This window comes from Citrobacter sp. Awk 4 (genome assembly GCF_028069725.1).
In the GTDB taxonomy this organism is placed as follows: domain Bacteria; phylum Pseudomonadota; class Gammaproteobacteria; order Enterobacterales; family Enterobacteriaceae; genus Citrobacter_D.
In genome coordinates this window covers 66,247-82,297 of record NZ_JANEWG010000019.1, presented here as the reverse complement: position 1 = coordinate 82,297, position 16,051 = coordinate 66,247, and the positions used below count along the sequence as shown (strand labels likewise).

Here is a 16,051-nt window from a genome sequence, read left to right as displayed (position 1 = left end):
CGCTGACATCGTCAATAATGAACTGTTTTATGTAGCATATATTATTATTCACGAAGCAGGACATGCACATGGCAGCGTTCACATCGAATGCTCTCATGGTTTTTGGGAAGGAGATTCAAAACTACAGTGCGAAGCCAGTATGGAGCGACAGAGTGCTAGTAAGGATGCACTTTCCTTTTTGTCACTAGTTTATGCAAACACGTCAGAAGAAAAGCTAAAAAAACAGCTCAGGAAGCACATTATCTTTGACCTTGCAAACCGATTTAATAGTCCACCTTTCGGGATTCGGCGAGGCGTAGTATTAATCGACGCCAATAATACAATCACATTTTATGACGGGAAAAATGAGTATAAGCTCGCAAGCTTCGATAAGGAAGTTACAGGAGCCACGATATATGCGGGGGAGTTACTAGTTTTTATGAAAAATGGTTCAGTGTCCAGATATGAATATACGAGAGAGTGGACTGAGATCAATGAATCGGAAAGAGGTTACAAATTTATTTCCTCATATAAAAAAATCCCCCAAGAGAATATAAATGAGATTAGCGACCTTGTAGTAACAAGCAGAGAGCTTTGTATTATTTCAAGTTACAGATTGATGTGTGGACGTGATGGGGAAACACTTAAAGAATTAGACGCAAATCATCCTTATATGTTTCATAGTACCTATCGAGCCGTCGACCTTTATTCATCTGGGTACACATTTGTCGATTTAGATTATAATGTTTTTACCATTATGCCATTAAAGAAAAATAAAGCTGCCCCCCAAAACTCTGATCACTATGACGTCGCCCCCAGACCAGACTTGCAGTTACATTATTACGGTGCGCCGAATTACAGCGAATTTACTCATGGTACATTCTTCGGTGTCTCAGATCTGGGGGAGCTGTTGTTTAAGAAGAGCCAGGACGAAGAATGGGTTGTGGACAAGCGGTTTGGCGACCGAAAATTCAGGAAAGTTTTACCCTTTTACTGGGCGCGAGAGTTAGAAAATATCTAATCACTCTTCCGCTCCTCGCTCACAGCGGACATTCAAAATTCAGCTGCATGTAAAGGTCAAGGCAATAAAAAGGGATAATAAAGAGTGGCGCAGCGATTCTATACCGATTACGGTTTCCGCTTGAGGAATTTAACCAGCAGGCAGGAAATCGCAATGGCACGAAGAACTGAGCTTAGAGGGATAGCTAACTCACTTACTGGAAGCTTTGTCAGCCGCAACAATGAGTCCGGGGGGTACTGGTCTATTGGTCAGTTAAAACTATTCGCAACCGAAAACAGGCTCACCTCGGTGATGTTTTCATTTCCCGCGCATACATTCGATACCCACGTTGTCCTGCTGAATAATATCGCGCGCCGCTACACGTCTTTGCTGGCCGAGTTGTTGGTGAAACAGCAAATTCCTGAGTTCTGGGTTAAGGAGGTTAGCATTACACTCGACTTCGACGTTATTGCTGAAGCCCCCCGGTTATGTGATAGCCCAACCCTGGGTGAACCTTTCAAATGCCTTTGCCAGATAGTTGATGATAACAGTCATCTCTATTCCTCTGCTATCTATGGCCGATGCTTACCCCATTCTGCTGCGAGAGAATTGCGGTCGCCCCGTGAATGGTTGCCTTAGACCACCCGATACCAAGAGTAATTACCCTTGATGCTCTCATCCCCGACAGTCGCGGTGTTGTTGGCAGAGTTGTTCCCAACGAGAACATTAAAAACAACGCATTGTAGTTATTTCTGAGGAGCAGGCCTGCGAGCTTAAAACCTTAATGTTGGCATGGAATAATGCAGGTACTTTTCACGCGTAAGCCCAATAAGTAGATCCAATTAAACATTTATAAATAGGCAACTATTTTATAAAACTGACTATGCTTCTAAAAGCTTTCTGCAATATCAGTCGCTGGCGCTGCGGGTTATTACAGGTAATCAGAAAGCGATACGTTCCGGGTCGATTTTTTCTTTTACGTCGTGAAATACTTATGAAGCTTCGCGTAATGACATCTGCCATGTTGTTGGCATTGCTGGTTTCTCAGCCAGCTTCTTCTGCAGACGCCCCGCTCTCACCTCTGATGAAACAACTCAATAACGGCAACTGGCTGCCACAGCAGGAAGCGCAGTCTTTAAGTGATGAACTCTACTATCAGGATGCTATCCAGGCCTACATTCAGACGCTTCCTCTGCTTAATACCATCGGATTACGCGACGGTTCCGAAGCTGCATTTGGCAAAGGTTATAATGTTCTTCCCATCTGGAAAGAACGCATGGACAGCCGTGCCGTAGTGCCTACGCCCAACGGTGATGTGATTTATTCCATGAGTTATCTCGACCTGAAAGAGACGGGCCCGCTCGTTGTGAAAGCGCCTGCCAATGTTATAGGAATGTTCACTGACTTCTTCCAGAAAACCATCACAGATGTGGGTGCTATCGGTCCGGATCGTGCGCGTGGCGGCCTCTATCTGCTATTGCCGCCGGATTATGAGGGGCCAGTCCCGCAGGGCTATTACGCCTTTAAATCCTCCACTTATAACGTGTTCCTCTTCTTCAGAACCATTATGGGCAAAGGCGACGGTAAGCCGGATCCAACTCCGGCGGTGAAAAATGCCGAAACCACCCGCGTTTATCCGTTGTGGGATGTAGAGAAAGACGTCAAACCGATGCAGTTCCCGGATGCCAGCGGCAAACGCGTCAACATGGTCTACCCCACCGATGCCAGCTACTGGCAAAAACTGAAAGCCTTTGTCGATTATGAGCCTTTAACGGCCATTCCTGACGAAACCCGCAGCGCCCTGTTAAGCATCGGGATCGTGAAAGGCAAACCTTTCGCGCCAACGGCGAAGCAACAGGAATTACTGAACAAGGCAGTGGAAACCGCTCCGCGTATGATCCTGGCGCGCCGCCAGGTCGGACGCGACGATCAGCGTCAGCTCTATTATAAAGACAGACAGTGGGAAACCTCCTGGGCCGGGGCAACTGCCGAATGGATGCAGTACGGTACGCTGGATGCGAACCAGCGCGCGGCGTTCTTCCAGATTGCCTACTCCAGCGCGGCAGCCATGGTGATGCACACGACAGGCGCTGGTTCGAAATATCCTTATGCAACCAAAGACAATACCGGCACGTTCCTGGACGGCAGCAACACCTATAAATTGCATCTGCCGCCGAACCCGCCAGCGGCGCTGTTCTGGGCCGTCACCGCCTATAACATCACTGATGGCACTATGCCGGAAACCGACCAACTACTTCCTTCGACTAACGGTTATTACAACATCCCCAAAAACAGCGATGGCTCCATCGATCTGTGGTTTGGCCCGGACAAACCGCAAGGCGTGGCGGACAGCGCGTTTATCAAAACGGTGCCTAACCGTAATTTCCTGGTGGCACTGCGTCTCTACGGCACGGAAGACGGATTCTACGACCAGACGTGGATCCCGGACGACCTGGTGCAAACGAATAAATAACAGTGAGAAACGAGATGAATAAAAGGTACCTTGCGCTATTTATTGCTCTGACGTTAAGTGCGGGTGCATTTGCACAATCCGCACCACTGACGATCCCCCAGCCAGTTCAGTTTGACCAACTGACCCAGCCTTCTGCGGATGTCTCAATGCCGGAAGCCTATGTAAAAGCGATCGCGCAGCAGGCTTATATCTGGGGCTGGCCGATGGTGAATCAGTTCAATCGCCGTGAGACTATCACCAAAGCGCCTTACCCGGCACTGAATGGCGGAATGGTGCCGGTGGCGCCAATGGGACAACTCAGTATGCTGACAGATTACATCAAGCCCGAAGAGACTTTCGTGACCTGCCCAAACCAGGACGTGGCATACGGGCTGGGCTTTTTTGAACTGGATAAAGAGCCGATTGTTATTCAGGTGCCTGATTTTGGTGAGCGATTCTGGGTATATGCCATCTACGACGCCCGGACGAATCAAATTGGCAACGTGGGTAAACCCTACGGCACGAAACCCGGTTTTTATCTGTTAGTCGGGCCGGGCTGGAAAGGGGAAACGCCAAAAGGATTTAACGGCATTATCCAGTCATCCACCGAAATGGCGAACGTGATCCCTCGCGTTCAGATGGATGATACGCCGGAAGACAGAGCGGCTATTCAGGCCCCCATCAAAGAAATAATGACCTATCCATTAAGTCAATTCGACGGAAAAATGAAATCCTTCGAATACTCAAAAATCCCGGCAATCGGCGACAAACCGGATGCAAGCGCCGGTGAAACGAGATGGGTTATTCCGGAGAAATTCTTTGACCAATTCGCCAATGTGCTCGATAAAGTGCCGCCGCTGCCTGGCGAAGAAGCCATGTATGCGCAGTATCGTCACCTGGTTGAAGCCGGAAAGAAAAATCCGGAAATCCGTAAATGGATGGATGAAGCCGCCATTGAGACTGATAAAACGGTCATTGCTGACTTCTTTAAGTGGAAGAATAACGGTGTACCTGCCGGTAATGGCTGGAACCGTTCGAAAAACAATGCTGAATTTGGGGTGGATTACTACAACCGGACGGGCACATCCAAATCAAACATGTTTGATAATAAACCGAACGAAACCCAGTATTTCTATACGGATAACGATGCAACGGGTAATCAGCTTTCTGGTGAACATGATTACACCGTCACTTTCCCGAAAGGGGAACTTCCGCCGGTGAAAGGCTTCTGGTCATTAACGCTCTATAACAGTAAGCATCTTTTCAGCCCCAACGAAATGAACCGCTACTCCCTGGGCACAAAAAACAAAAACCTGAAATATAACGATGACGGTTCACTGACCTTATATGTCAGTAAAACCCGGCCAACGGAGGATAAAATCAACAACTGGCTTCCAGCGCCTGACGGCACATTCTCACTTTATATTCGGGCCTACTGGGGTGAGCAATCCATTCTTGATGGTAGCTGGCAACCACCAAAAATTGAGACGGTGAAGTAACGAATGAATGCTGTGCGATGACATGCCATCGCACAGCACACTTAACGCCTTTGTATAAAGCGCATACTCTTGAAGTCGGATTGCTACGGACATCTATCTACTTGATAGTGCGCATTACGGTATCCCACTCATCGCCGATAATCTTCCGGAGGGCAAGTGTCAAAGGCGAACATTCGAAGCACAATCGCATGCTATTAATGGTGAGGCGTTTAGCCCGTTGAACGTAAGTATGACTTTTTCATGAAATGATCATACTTTTCTGTCCTATATCATATTTTTCCCTGAGTGAGTCCACCATAATTCTTTCCCCAGGAATCCCCCACGATGAACTTCGTAGGGAGTAATAAAAACAATACGTAATCCGGGAAAAGGTAATGAATAAAGGCAAGTTGACGCTGCTTACATGTGCTCTATCACTCGCTTTGACCTCCCCACTGCTGGCCGCACAGCAATCTACAGAAGGTCAGACATTGAAAATGGCCATCGGCTCAGAGCCTACTGAAGGATTTGATCCGATGCTCGGCTGGAGCCACGGTAGCTACCTCCTTCTACATGCGCCGTTGTTAAAACAACACGCGGATATGAGTTGGGGAAATCTGCTCACCGAAAAAGTGGAAACCAGTGCCGATGGTAAAACCTGGACCCTGACGTTAAAACCGGACCTTAAGTTTTCCGATGGTTCGCCTTTGACCGCTGAAGATGTTGTTTTTACTTATAATAAAGCAGCTAAAAGTGGTGGCAAAATCGACATGGGTAATTTTAGTCATGCCCGCCAGCTTGATACCCGCCGCGTTGAAATCACGCTGAGTAATCCCCAGAGCACATTCGTCAACGTTCTTGGCTCTTTAGGCATTGTCCCTGCGAAACGGTATGACGAAAAAACATTCGCCAAAAGCCCAATTGGCGCAGGTCCGTATCGTCTTGTCAGTTTCCAGCCTGGGCAGCAGTTGATCGTTGAAGCGAATCCCTGGTATGCCGGTAAAAAAAATGACTTCAACCGACTCGTCTTTGTTTTCCTTGATGAAGATAATGCTTATGCGGCAGCACGAAGTGGTCAATTAGGGTTAGTACGCATTGCGCCGTCAATGGCCGTCGCGCCGCAACAGGATAATCTTAAGCTCTGGATACGTGATAGTGTCGAGAACAGGGGGATTGTTTTCCCAATGGTTCCCGCAGGGAAAAATGATGCCAACGGTTACCCTATCGGTAACGATGTGACCGCAGATATTGCCATCAGACGAGCCATAAACTACGCCATTAATCGTGAGCAACTGGCTGAACAGGTGATGGAAGGTCACGCCATTCCTGCATACAGTGCCGTTCAGGGACTTCCCTGGCAGAATCCGGCGGTCGTTTTCAAAGATGGTGATTTAGATAAAGCGCGCAAAATCCTTGATGAAGCCGGATGGAAAACAGGCAAAGACGGTGTGCGCGCTAAAGAAGGCAAAGAAGCGCGGTTAACATTATGGTATGCCAGCGGCGACAGCAGCAGAAGAGATTTGGCGGAAGCCGTACGAGCCATGCTGCAACCAATAGGAATCGACGTCTCGCTGCAATCGGGTAGCTGGGAAACCGTAGAACGTCATATGCACGCTAATCCGACGTTATTTGGCTGGGGAAGTCTTGACCCGATGGAACTCGTCCATCATTACAGTGGTCAGGCGGCTGGCCTGGAATATTATAACCCGGGTTATTACAGCAACCCGGTTGTAGAACAACATCTCAAACAGGCTCTTGATGCGCCAGACTGGCAAAAAGCGCTTCCATTCTGGCAGCAGGTGGAATGGGATGGAAAACAAGGGGCCGGCGTTCAGGGAGATGCGGCCTGGGCCTGGTTGCTCAATATTCAACATACCTATCTTGCTAATCCCTGTATCAATCTGGGCAAAGGGGCACCTGAAATTCACGGTAGCTGGTCGCTTCTGAATAACCTTGATGAATGGACCTGGACTTGCCGTTAATGAGACATGTTTTCGGTCATATGTTCAGACTGATGATACTGTTAGTGCTGGTTGCCGCCGGCACTTTCACCCTGCTCAGCTTTTCGCCGATTGATCCTGTACGGGCGTATATTGGTAATGATCTGCTACATGTTCCGCCAGAGCAATATGCACGTATTGCTGCCCGTTGGGGTTTGGACCAGCCTCTCTGGGAACGCTTTGTTCATTGGTTTTTACAGCTAATACAGGGTGATCTGGGTTATTCCATGCTCTTTAACGCGCCAGTCGCGAGTGTTATCCGTGAACGTTTTGCAACTTCATTTGCACTTCTGGCGGGCGCCTGGCTGATGTCAGGAATACTGGGAACGGCATTGGGTTTTGTCGCCGGGCGATATCTGAACCGTTGGCCAGATAAAATGATCTGCAGGCTGAGCTACTTACTTTCTTCGTTACCCACCTTTTGGATTGGCATGTTGCTGCTGTCTTTATTTGCGGTTCGCTGGCCAGTTCTCCCCGTTTGTTGTGCGTGGGAACCCGGCAATAATGCTGATGTGGCGACGTTCCCGGAACGGTTGCGTCATCTGGTTCTTCCGGTATGCGCATTAAGTTTATTAGGGATGGGGCAGATAACTCTCCACACGCGTGAAAAAATTGCCAGCGTTATGGACAGTGAATTTGTTCGTTTTGCGCGATCTCAGGGTGACAAAGGATGGTCGCTTTTACGTCATCAGGTCCTGCGACATGCCATTACACCTGCACTTTGCCTTCAGTTTGCCTCACTTGGGGAGCTGTTGGGTGGCGCGTTACTGGCGGAAAAAGTATTTGCCTATCCAGGGCTCGGTCAGGCAACGATAGATGCGGGTTTGCGTGGTGATCTGCCGTTACTTATGGGAATTGTGCTGTTCAGTACATTGTTGGTGTTTATAGGTAACTCGCTGTCGGCCTGGCTGGTAAACGTGCTGAATCATGCACTGGAGCGTCCTGATGCTCTATAACCCGGCACCTACTTTCGCTCGCCTGCTGTTTTCCACTCTGTGTTTATCGTTTATTGCGATATACGGCGTTGCAATTTCTAATGATCCGCTTTCCGTCAATCTTCTGGCAAGGCATCTACCGCCGGATTCAGTGCACTGGTTCGGGACCGATAATCTGGGACGTGATTTGTGGATACGCTGCTTTCAGGGGGCGTTAACCAGTCTGCAAATAGGTACGGGCGCAGCCTTATGTAGCGGGTTAATTGCCTTACTGATGGCGGCAGTTTCGCGCCTGCATCCGCGTCTGGATATTCTTATGCGACTCATGACAGACGCCATGCTGTCTATGCCGCATCTTCTTTTACTTATTCTGATTTGCTTCACTCTGGGGGGCGGCAAAAGCGGCGTTATTCTTGCAGTGGCATTCACTCACTGGCCCCGCCTGGCGTTAATTCTGCGTGCCGAAGCTGAACGCGTCGCACAGAGCGACTATCTCACGTTAACGCGTCGATTAGGGCGTGGGCATTTTTACTGTTGGCGGAACCATTATCTACCGGCTTTGTTTCCGCAATGGCTCACCGGAACGCTTCTGATGTTCCCTCATGCTGTTTTGCATTCAGCGGCGTTAAGTTTTCTTGGTTTTGGCCTGGCGCCTCATGAGCCTTCACTTGGGCTGCTATTGGCGGATGCGTTACGGTTCATCGGCCATGGGAACTGGTGGCTGGTGTTATTTCCCGGCCTGATGCTTTTTATGCTGGTGATGTTATTTGATCAATTTGCGAGAGCCATACAGCGTTTATGGCTGAGGAACGCAACATGCTGAGTTTGAGACGGGTTACCCTTGAGGCTGCACGTTACCGTTGGTATGGCGCGAAAGCGTGGTCACCTCTTTTACAGGATATTTCGTTCGACATTGCGCCGGGTGAAATCGTGGCTCTGGTTGGAGGCAGCGGTGAGGGAAAAAGCTTGCTCTTGCAGTGCCTGCTCGATCTCTTGCCAAAAAACTTACGCTTTCGTGGCGACATTAGCCTCGATGGCAAACGCATTGATAATAAAGCTATTAGCCAATTTCGTGGGGAGAATATTTGTTATATCCCCCAGGGAGTCCAGGCGCTGAATCCTGTCCTTAATATCGAAAAACATATGAGAAGAGCCTGTCAGCTTTCTGGACGAGAGTGGGATGAAAGGCAAATTGCGCATTTATTACAACAAAGTCAATTGAGTCCCTCTGTACTCAAAAACTTTCCCCGACAGCTGTCTGGCGGCATGGCGAAACGTGTTCTGGCCTGCCATGCCTCACTGAGCCATGCTCGCTATATTCTTGCTGATGAAATTACAGCATGGCTTGATATCCCCCAGGCCGGGCAACTGCTGAATCATCTACGTGATTTATGTACACAGGGTTGCGGTGTGTTGTGGGTCACTCACGATCTTATGCTGGCCGCACAATATGCAGACCGTATTGTCTCTTTACATCAAGGACGTGTTTCGGATGACCTCAGTAAAGAACAACTCCTCCACGGTGAGATGAGTGAACAGTTAAAACATCAGTGGCAGGCGTTACCTGAGCGAAATCTGCTTTTTACATAAACCGGGAGAATTGAGCGAATGCTGTGTTGTCGCGACCTCGTAATTCGTCAGGGGAATAAGGTGTTATGGCAGGATCTGACATTTTCACTTTCTGCTGGTGAGCGTATGGGTATTTTTGCACCGAGCGGAACGGGAAAAACAACGTTAGGACGCGTTCTGGCAGGTTGGCAAAAACCGACGGCGGGTCTGATTCTTCTGGATGATAAACCCTTGCCTGTTTCTCAATATTGCCCGGTGCAACTTGTGCCACAACATCCCGAACTCACGTTTAATCCCTGGCGAAACACCGGCGATTCCGTTCACGATGCCTGGCATCCGGATGAGGAAACCATAGAACGGCTTCATATCAATCCAGAATGGTTAACTCGCCGACCCGGGCAACTTTCCGGCGGGGAACTGGCGCGTATTGCTCTGCTTCGGGCCCTCGATCCGCGGACGAAATTTCTCATTGCGGATGAAATAACGGCACAACTCGATCCCGCTATCCAGAGGGATATCTGGACCTTCCTTCTTGAGCTATGTTCTCAGCGTCCATTGGGAATGCTGGTCATCAGTCATCAACATGCCTTGATAAAGCAAATTTGCAGTAAAGAACTTTCTGTTAAAAAGACATAGATTCCAGGCAAAACCGCTGGGGCATCCGTCGGAAAAAATAACAGAAAAGTCCCTGGACGCCAGAAAAAAAGAGTCTGTGATGATCTGTTTTTTTTCGGCGTAAATAAATTGTTAATGTTAATGGCGGGTGGTATAACGGGAAATGACCGGATATTGAAATCCGGGAAAATTTCGGGATTTTTCGGACACGATGTCTTAACAGCCTGAAATTAAAGCCAGATAAAAAGAGACCGAATACGATTCCTGTATTCGGTCCAGGGAAATGGCTCTTGGGAGAGAGCCGTGCGCTAAAAGTTGGCATTAATGCAGGCTAAGTCGCCCTGCCCTTTAAGAATAGATGACGACGCCAGGTTTTCCAGTCTGTGGCTAAAGTGGCTGGAAAAAAAGGACGCTTGTCACCCGCTACAACGCAAAAACCGCAAGTTCTTCTACGCGAAACTTGCGGTTTTTTATTGGAAATCAGAAAGATATTTCTGACAATTAACAGAGTTTTTCTGCTCTTTCAATAAACGGCGCCAGGCTCATTTTTTCCCCTGGTTTCGCGGGATCGTCAATCTGAATAATGGTAATAGGCTGAGCATTGGTTTTCCCGCTGCTAACCTGCTGCTGCGCGATATCATTCAGCGGGTATTGCACCAGCGTACTGGGGTTTATGACATACAAAGCATTCCCCGCCCGACACGTCAACATCACTTCTTCCCGGTTAAAGGCCCACTTGTCTTTACCGACTTCGAAGCGACTTACGGTGATCACCTGAGGTGCTGCCAATGCCGTTGCTGAACTTGCCAGTAGCAGCAGAGAAAGAATCATTTTTTTCATACGTTTTGCCTGTCTATCAGAAAGGTTCCAGGGTTGCAAACAGGCTGACAATGGCCAACACGACGCCCCCGATTCCCCATTCAATTTGAGTCATCCAGATAAACCAGAGATTCGCGCGGTGATTTTCTTCGCGCATCCGTGGTACGAGAACATACCGATTCGTTAACGCAATTGCCACCATTAGCAATACCAGCACAATTTTTAGCGCCAGTAACTGCCCATACACGGTCTGCCAGGGCGCAGTAAACCCGGAAATAAATAAGAGATTAAAGATACCGGTCAGTAACACGCCCGCCACGAACACGTGACCATAACGGGAAAAACGCATCATGGTGTCAATGGCCTGCTCACGCCAACGGCTTTTTGCGATGCGCATACAGTAGATGACGGGCAGCAATCCCCCAAACCAGGCCGCCGCGCAGATCAGGTGCAGAGCGTAGTTTGTTTTCAGCAGCCCTCCCAGCACGCCGTCATTGACGGCGGCATGCCCCACCCCCGCGAGAAAAAGGAGCTGGCCCAGCGTGAGGATAAGCAGCAAACGCGGCAAATTACGCGGCACAATCAGAACCACAGCCAGCGTGACGAAGGCCAGGATAATCTGCCATAGCCAAACGCCGCCGAATTGCGTTTGCAGGACCGCTCCCCACACGGGGACGGAAAAGACATCCTGCCAACCGGAGCCCATTAATCCGCCCTGAACGGCAAACATCAGCGCAGCGCTGATAAAACTGCACGTCGCGGCCTGCTGTTGCAGGCGCAGGAAACGACGCGCCATCAATCGGCGAATCGAGAATGGCGCCAGCCAGGTGCTATACAACGCACAGCCGAACACCAGCATCAGAGCGGTAAAATGGATAAATCTGAGTGCTATCCAGGTGAACGTCAGCATCGTTACTTCACGCTAAAGGTGTATTGCCCTTTGGTTTTATGTCCGTCTACCGAGACGACATGCCAGTCCACCGTGTAAGTTCCCGGATTGAGAGGCTGATCAAGCGGGACGATCAACTGTTTTTCATCCTGCTCGTTGCGCTTCGCTTTTTGCGTTTTAATGGTTTCCTGTTGTGCTCCCGTGAGCGTCACCCCGCTGAATCCCGGCTCAATACCCTCAGAAAAATTCAGCGTGATGGTCTGCAAAGCCGTTTCAACCACGGCATTCGCAGCAGGATATTGGTGTGTTAAATGCGCATGGGCCCAGGCGGCAGGAGCGACCAGCGTTGAGACAAGAAAGATGAATGCATAACGCAGCGATGGTGCAGCAAAAACCATGTCAATTATTCCTTTTTGTTATGTTCAACCCCATGAGAATAACCTTCTATAATGATTGAGTCGAGAATCATCATTTGTGGCTTGCCATTGCTGCTGGGAGTTAGTAACTTTTGCGCGCCCCTGGATTAGGAGAAACACATGAAAACAAATCTGGCTCTACTTGAACAGGCTGAAATGGATAAGGTCAACGTCGACCTGGCCGCTGCTGGCGTGGCGTTTAAAGAGCGCTACAACATGCCGGTCGTTGCTGAAGTCGTCGAGCGTGAGCAACCAGAGCATTTACGCGGATGGTTTCGCGAGCGACTGATCGCGCACCGTCTGGCTTCCGTTTCGCTTTCACGTTTACCTTACGAGCCTAAAGTTAAATAAAGCTTATATAACGTTACACTTCCTTACATGACAATTGCTACAGTATAAGAGCATTCTTAAACCCTGATTTAAGGATGATTGTAGACACTATGAAAAGGAAGTCATTATGTCACACTGGAAAATCGCAGCAGCACAGTACGAACCCCTACAAACCAGCCTGGCGGAACACGTCGCCCACCACCTGAAATTTATTGAGAAAGCCGCCAGCCATCGATGTGAATTGCTGGTATTTCCTTCTCTGTCGCTTCTGGGGTGCACCGATCAGGATGATTCACTGCCCGCCCCGCCCGACAGTGCGTTATTACAGCCTTTGGCTAATGCCGCCACCACCTACCGCATGACGATCATCGCAGGTTTACCGGTGGAGCATCACTCCCGTTTCGTGAAAGGTATTGCGGTGTTTAGTCCGTGGATGTCTTCGCCATTAACCTTTCATCAAAGCCACGGCGCCTGTATCGCCCAGCATCTAAAAACCATTAGCGTTGTTGACGAGCAACCTGAAGGCATTGATATGGATCCGGCATTTTCGCTGTTCACCACCGGGCAATGTGTGAGTGAACCAAACCTGCAGGACTCCACCTATCAACTGCAACGCTTCTCGCATCAATTCGCTATTGCCGTTTTGATGGCAAACGCGCGTGGAAGCAGTGCATTATGGGACGAAAGCGGTCAGCTTGTCGTCCGTGCTGACCGCGGTTCGTTATTGTTAACAGGTCAGCGTACCGCACAAGGCTGGCAAGGTGATATCATCCCATTACGCTAAGCGTTTTGGTCAGGAGCCTCCCATGTTGCGCATTATAGATACAGAAACCTGTGGCCTGCAGGGTGGAATTGTTGAGATCGCGTCAGTTGACGTCGTTGACGGCAAAATAGTGAATCCCATGAGCCACCTGGTGCGTCCTGACCGCCCGATTAGTCCGCAGGCAATGGCGATCCATCGCATTACCGAGGCTATGGTGGCTGACAAACCGTGGATTGAAGACATTATTCCGCTCTATCACGGAAGTGACTGGTATGTCGCGCACAACGCCAGTTTTGACCGTCGCGTTCTGCCGGAGATGCCCGGCGAGTGGATCTGCACCATGAAACTCTCCCGCCGGTTATGGCCGGGAATTAAATACAGCAACATGGCGCTGTATAAATCACGCAAACTGAGTGTGCAGACACCGCCGGGGCTGCACCATCACCGCGCGTTATATGACTGTTACATCACAGCGGCTCTGCTCATCGACATCATCAACACTTCAGGCTGGTCGGCAGAACAGATGGCCGATATCACCGGTCGCCCTGCGCTTCTCACCACCTTTACGTTTGGCAAGTATCGCGGCAAGGCCGTCTCTGAAGTCGCGGAACGCGATCCGGGCTATCTGCGCTGGTTGTACAACAATCTTGACAGCATGAGCCCGGAACTGCGTTTAACGCTAAAACATTATCTGGATAACGCTTAAACGTCTGCCTGTCCGGGCAGCGTACCCTGCGCCAGCGCAATCAGGAAAGCGAACTCCAGCGCCACGCCTTCATACGATTTAAAGCGTCCTGATTTGCCGCCATGTCCGGAATCCATATCGGTGCACAGCAGCAGCAGGCGCTCATCAGTTTTGAGCTCCCGCAGTTTTGCCACCCATTTGGCTGGCTCCCAGTACTGCACCTGGGAATCATGCAGCCCGGTGGTGACCAGAAGATGCGGGTATTCCTGCGCGCAAACATTATCGTAAGGGCTGTAATGCTTCATGTAGGTGTAATACTCAGGATCCTGCGGGTTGCCCCACTCTTCAAACTCTCCCGTGGTCAATGGGATCGATTCGTCGAGCATGGTAGTGACCACATCCACAAACGGAACCTGCGCAATGACGCCGTGGAAAAGTTCAGGTCGCTCATTAATCGCAACGCCCATCAGCATTCCCCCTGCGCTTCCCCCCATGCCATAGCACAGTGAAGGTGAACCGTACCCCAGATTGACTAAGGCGTCACAGGCGTCCAGATAGTCGTTGAAGGTATTTTTCTTTTTCAGAAACTTGCCATCTTCGTACCATTGTTGTCCCAGTTCACCGCCGCCGCGTACATGAACGATGGCATAGACAAAGCCCCGATCCAGCAGGCTGAGTCGACTGCTGCTGAAATCGGCATCCATACTGGCGCCATAGGAACCATAGCCATACACCAGTAGCGGATTATGATGTCGGCGAAAATGTTTTTGATGGTAAACCAGTGAAACCGGCACTTCGACGCCGTCACGCGCGGTTACCCATATGTGCTCACTGCGATAATTCGCAGCATCAAATCCAGGGACATTAGTCTGTTTTAGAACCCGTCGCTCACCGGTGTCCATATCCAGTTCAAATAACGTATCCGGCGTCGTCATTGACGAGTAGCCATAGCGCAAGCGCGAGGTTTCAGGTTCCGGGTTATAGGCAAGCCAGGTCACGTAAGCCGGATCGTCAAAGGCGATCCCCACTACTTCACCTGTTTTGCGGTTTATCTGCCGCAGACTGGTCAACCCGCGCTGACGCTCCTCCACCACCAGCCAGTCGGTGAACAGCGTGAACCCTTCCAGCATGATGGCCTCTCGCGGCGGAATCAGCGCTTCCCAGGCGTTTTCATCACGGACACGCGTGCGGTACAGGCCAAAGTTTTTACCCTGCCGATTTGAACGCAGATAAAACGCATGCTGGTAGTGATCGAGACTGTACTCATGATCCTTACGGCGCGGTAAAAAAACGAACGGTTCAGCGTCTGCCAGCTCAGCATCAATCAGGCGGACTTCACTGGTCGTCGCACTGGCGAGTTGGATCACCACATAATGCTGCGACGTTGTTTTATGCAGACTGACATAAAACATATCGTCGTTTTCTTCATAGACCAGCTCATCACAGGATGTCGGCGTTCCAACAGTGTGACGCCACACCTGGTACGGCAACAGCGTGACGGCATGTTTACGCACGTAATAGAAGGTCTGTGAATCATTCGCCCACACCAGCTCCGGCTCAACATTATCCAGCAGTTCCGGATACCAGTTGCCGGTTTCCAGGTTGCGAAAGCGGATCCCATACTGGCGGCGGGACAGATAATCTTCAGCCAGCGCCAAAATGGTGTTGTCCGGGGAAACCGCGAGCCCGCCCAGCGTATAAAACTCGCTGTGCGCCGCTCGCTGGTTGCCGTCCAGCAACGTCTCCCATTCATCCCACTCTTCCGTGAACGCGGATTGTCGCTGGTAAATGGCGTATTCGCACCCCGGCTCATAAAGATGTCGGTAGCGGTAGCCGTTCTTAACGTATGGCGCAGAGACATCCTGAGGGGGGATCCTGTCGATAATTTCTTTCAGCACACGATCCTGCAACGCCTGCTGAGAAGCCATGACCTTGTGCCCGTAGGCATTTTCCTGATGCAGGTAATCCAGCACATCAGGCTGCGAACGGGAATCGTCACGCAGCCAGTAGTAGTTGTCGATACGGGTGTCGCCATGCACGGTCATGACGTGAGGAATTTTGTGAGCTTTTGGTAGCATGTCATTGTTCTTTTGCAATATACACTCTATAAGGTGTGGCAAA

The 16,051-nt window shown here is 50.0% G+C and carries 16 protein-coding genes; 12 read left to right on the top strand and 4 right to left on the bottom strand.

The window, feature by feature from the left end; genetic code table 11:
* The 9 genes from NNO04_RS10410 to NNO04_RS10370 all read left to right on the top strand — a co-directional run.
* Positions 1-1,000 (top strand): hypothetical protein (locus NNO04_RS10410; protein WP_271444596.1); only part of this gene is annotated, 1,000 nt, incomplete at its 5' end.
* A 153-nt stretch (positions 1,001-1,153) separates the two neighbouring features.
* The gene (locus NNO04_RS10405; RefSeq protein WP_271444595.1) at positions 1,154-1,618 is read left to right on the top strand and encodes a hypothetical protein; all 465 of its coding nucleotides are present in this window, start codon (positions 1,154-1,156) and stop codon (positions 1,616-1,618) included.
* 355 nt (positions 1,619-1,973) lie between these two features.
* On the top strand, positions 1,974-3,452 hold the full coding sequence (locus NNO04_RS10400; protein ID WP_271444594.1) for a DUF1254 domain-containing protein: 1,479 nt from the start codon (positions 1,974-1,976) through the stop codon (positions 3,450-3,452).
* A 14-nt stretch (positions 3,453-3,466) separates the two neighbouring features.
* The gene (locus NNO04_RS10395; protein ID WP_271444593.1) at positions 3,467-4,930 is read left to right on the top strand and encodes a DUF1254 domain-containing protein; all 1,464 of its coding nucleotides are present in this window, start codon (positions 3,467-3,469) and stop codon (positions 4,928-4,930) included.
* A 374-nt stretch (positions 4,931-5,304) separates the two neighbouring features.
* On the top strand, positions 5,305-6,891 hold the full coding sequence (locus NNO04_RS10390) for an ABC transporter substrate-binding protein (RefSeq protein WP_271444592.1): 1,587 nt from the start codon (positions 5,305-5,307) through the stop codon (positions 6,889-6,891).
* The gene (locus tag NNO04_RS10385) at positions 6,891-7,865 is read left to right on the top strand and encodes an ABC transporter permease (RefSeq protein ID WP_271444591.1); all 975 of its coding nucleotides are present in this window, start codon (positions 6,891-6,893) and stop codon (positions 7,863-7,865) included. The genes NNO04_RS10390 and NNO04_RS10385 overlap by 1 nt, the downstream gene beginning before the upstream one ends.
* Positions 7,855-8,667: an ABC transporter permease gene (locus NNO04_RS10380; RefSeq protein WP_271444598.1), complete on the top strand. Its 813-nt coding sequence runs from the start codon at positions 7,855-7,857 to the stop codon at positions 8,665-8,667. Before NNO04_RS10385 ends, NNO04_RS10380 begins: the two co-directional genes overlap by 11 nt.
* Positions 8,661-9,434: an ATP-binding cassette domain-containing protein gene (locus NNO04_RS10375; protein ID WP_271444597.1), complete on the top strand. Its 774-nt coding sequence runs from the start codon at positions 8,661-8,663 to the stop codon at positions 9,432-9,434. The genes NNO04_RS10380 and NNO04_RS10375 overlap by 7 nt, the downstream gene beginning before the upstream one ends.
* A gap of 18 nt (positions 9,435-9,452) precedes the next feature.
* A complete protein-coding gene (locus tag NNO04_RS10370) occupies positions 9,453-10,049 on the top strand; it encodes an ATP-binding cassette domain-containing protein (protein WP_271444590.1) in 597 nt (198 codons plus the stop codon).
* Positions 10,050-10,529: 480 nt separating this feature from the next.
* Here NNO04_RS10370 and NNO04_RS10365 read toward each other — a convergent pair whose 3' ends face one another.
* The 3 genes from NNO04_RS10365 to yobA are packed head-to-tail and all read right to left on the bottom strand — an operon-like array spanning position 10,530 to position 12,134.
* On the bottom strand, positions 10,530-10,868 hold the full coding sequence (locus tag NNO04_RS10365; protein WP_271444589.1) for a YebY family protein: 339 nt from the start codon (positions 10,866-10,868) through the stop codon (positions 10,530-10,532).
* Positions 10,869-10,884: 16 nt separating this feature from the next.
* Positions 10,885-11,757 (bottom strand): copper homeostasis membrane protein CopD, encoded by an 873-nt coding sequence (gene copD, locus NNO04_RS10360; RefSeq protein ID WP_271444588.1) that lies wholly within the window; start codon positions 11,755-11,757, stop codon positions 10,885-10,887.
* Between the two features lie 2 nt (positions 11,758-11,759).
* Positions 11,760-12,134 (bottom strand): CopC domain-containing protein YobA, encoded by a 375-nt coding sequence (yobA, locus tag NNO04_RS10355; RefSeq protein WP_271444587.1) that lies wholly within the window; start codon positions 12,132-12,134, stop codon positions 11,760-11,762.
* A gap of 138 nt (positions 12,135-12,272) precedes the next feature.
* On the opposite strand from yobA, the gene NNO04_RS10350 reads away from it, so the two are divergent.
* The 3 genes from NNO04_RS10350 to exoX all read left to right on the top strand — a co-directional run bounded on the left by NNO04_RS10350 (position 12,273) and on the right by exoX (position 13,951).
* Positions 12,273-12,503 carry a DNA polymerase III subunit theta gene (locus NNO04_RS10350; RefSeq protein WP_162383786.1) on the top strand — a complete coding sequence of 77 codons (231 nt, stop codon included), beginning with the start codon at positions 12,273-12,275 and terminating at the stop codon, positions 12,501-12,503.
* Positions 12,504-12,609: 106 nt separating this feature from the next.
* Positions 12,610-13,266, top strand: coding sequence for a carbon-nitrogen hydrolase family protein (locus NNO04_RS10345; RefSeq protein ID WP_271444586.1), 657 nt, complete (start codon positions 12,610-12,612; stop codon positions 13,264-13,266).
* Between the two features lie 22 nt (positions 13,267-13,288).
* A complete protein-coding gene (gene exoX / locus NNO04_RS10340) occupies positions 13,289-13,951 on the top strand; it encodes an exodeoxyribonuclease X (protein ID WP_271444585.1) in 663 nt (220 codons plus the stop codon).
* Here exoX and ptrB read toward each other — a convergent pair.
* Positions 13,948-16,008 carry an oligopeptidase B gene (gene ptrB, locus NNO04_RS10335; protein WP_271444584.1) on the bottom strand — a complete coding sequence of 687 codons (2,061 nt, stop codon included), beginning with the start codon at positions 16,006-16,008 and terminating at the stop codon, positions 13,948-13,950. The genes exoX and ptrB overlap by 4 nt on opposite strands.
* Positions 16,009-16,051 lie beyond the last annotated feature (43 nt).

What these genes read in the sequence shown, in the direction of transcription:
- NNO04_RS10405 (WP_271444595.1), top strand. Translation starts at nt 1,154, where the DNA reads ATGGCACGAAGAACTGAGCTTAGAGGGATAGCTAACTCACTTACTGGA.
- NNO04_RS10400 (WP_271444594.1), top strand. Translation starts at nt 1,974, where the DNA reads ATGAAGCTTCGCGTAATGACATCTGCCATGTTGTTGGCATTGCTGGTT.
- NNO04_RS10395 (WP_271444593.1), top strand. Translation starts at nt 3,467, where the DNA reads ATGAATAAAAGGTACCTTGCGCTATTTATTGCTCTGACGTTAAGTGCG.
- NNO04_RS10390 (WP_271444592.1), top strand. Translation starts at nt 5,305, where the DNA reads ATGAATAAAGGCAAGTTGACGCTGCTTACATGTGCTCTATCACTCGCT.
- NNO04_RS10385 (WP_271444591.1), top strand. Translation starts at nt 6,891, where the DNA reads ATGAGACATGTTTTCGGTCATATGTTCAGACTGATGATACTGTTAGTG.
- NNO04_RS10380 (WP_271444598.1), top strand. Translation starts at nt 7,855, where the DNA reads ATGCTCTATAACCCGGCACCTACTTTCGCTCGCCTGCTGTTTTCCACT.
- NNO04_RS10375 (WP_271444597.1), top strand. Translation starts at nt 8,661, where the DNA reads ATGCTGAGTTTGAGACGGGTTACCCTTGAGGCTGCACGTTACCGTTGG.
- NNO04_RS10370 (WP_271444590.1), top strand. Translation starts at nt 9,453, where the DNA reads ATGCTGTGTTGTCGCGACCTCGTAATTCGTCAGGGGAATAAGGTGTTA.
- NNO04_RS10365 (WP_271444589.1), bottom strand. Translation starts at nt 10,868, where the DNA reads ATGAAAAAAATGATTCTTTCTCTGCTGCTACTGGCAAGTTCAGCAACG.
- copD (WP_271444588.1), bottom strand. Translation starts at nt 11,757, where the DNA reads ATGCTGACGTTCACCTGGATAGCACTCAGATTTATCCATTTTACCGCT.
- yobA (WP_271444587.1), bottom strand. Translation starts at nt 12,134, where the DNA reads ATGGTTTTTGCTGCACCATCGCTGCGTTATGCATTCATCTTTCTTGTC.
- NNO04_RS10350 (WP_162383786.1), top strand. Translation starts at nt 12,273, where the DNA reads ATGAAAACAAATCTGGCTCTACTTGAACAGGCTGAAATGGATAAGGTC.
- NNO04_RS10345 (WP_271444586.1), top strand. Translation starts at nt 12,610, where the DNA reads ATGTCACACTGGAAAATCGCAGCAGCACAGTACGAACCCCTACAAACC.
- exoX (WP_271444585.1), top strand. Translation starts at nt 13,289, where the DNA reads ATGTTGCGCATTATAGATACAGAAACCTGTGGCCTGCAGGGTGGAATT.
- ptrB (WP_271444584.1), bottom strand. Translation starts at nt 16,008, where the DNA reads ATGCTACCAAAAGCTCACAAAATTCCTCACGTCATGACCGTGCATGGC.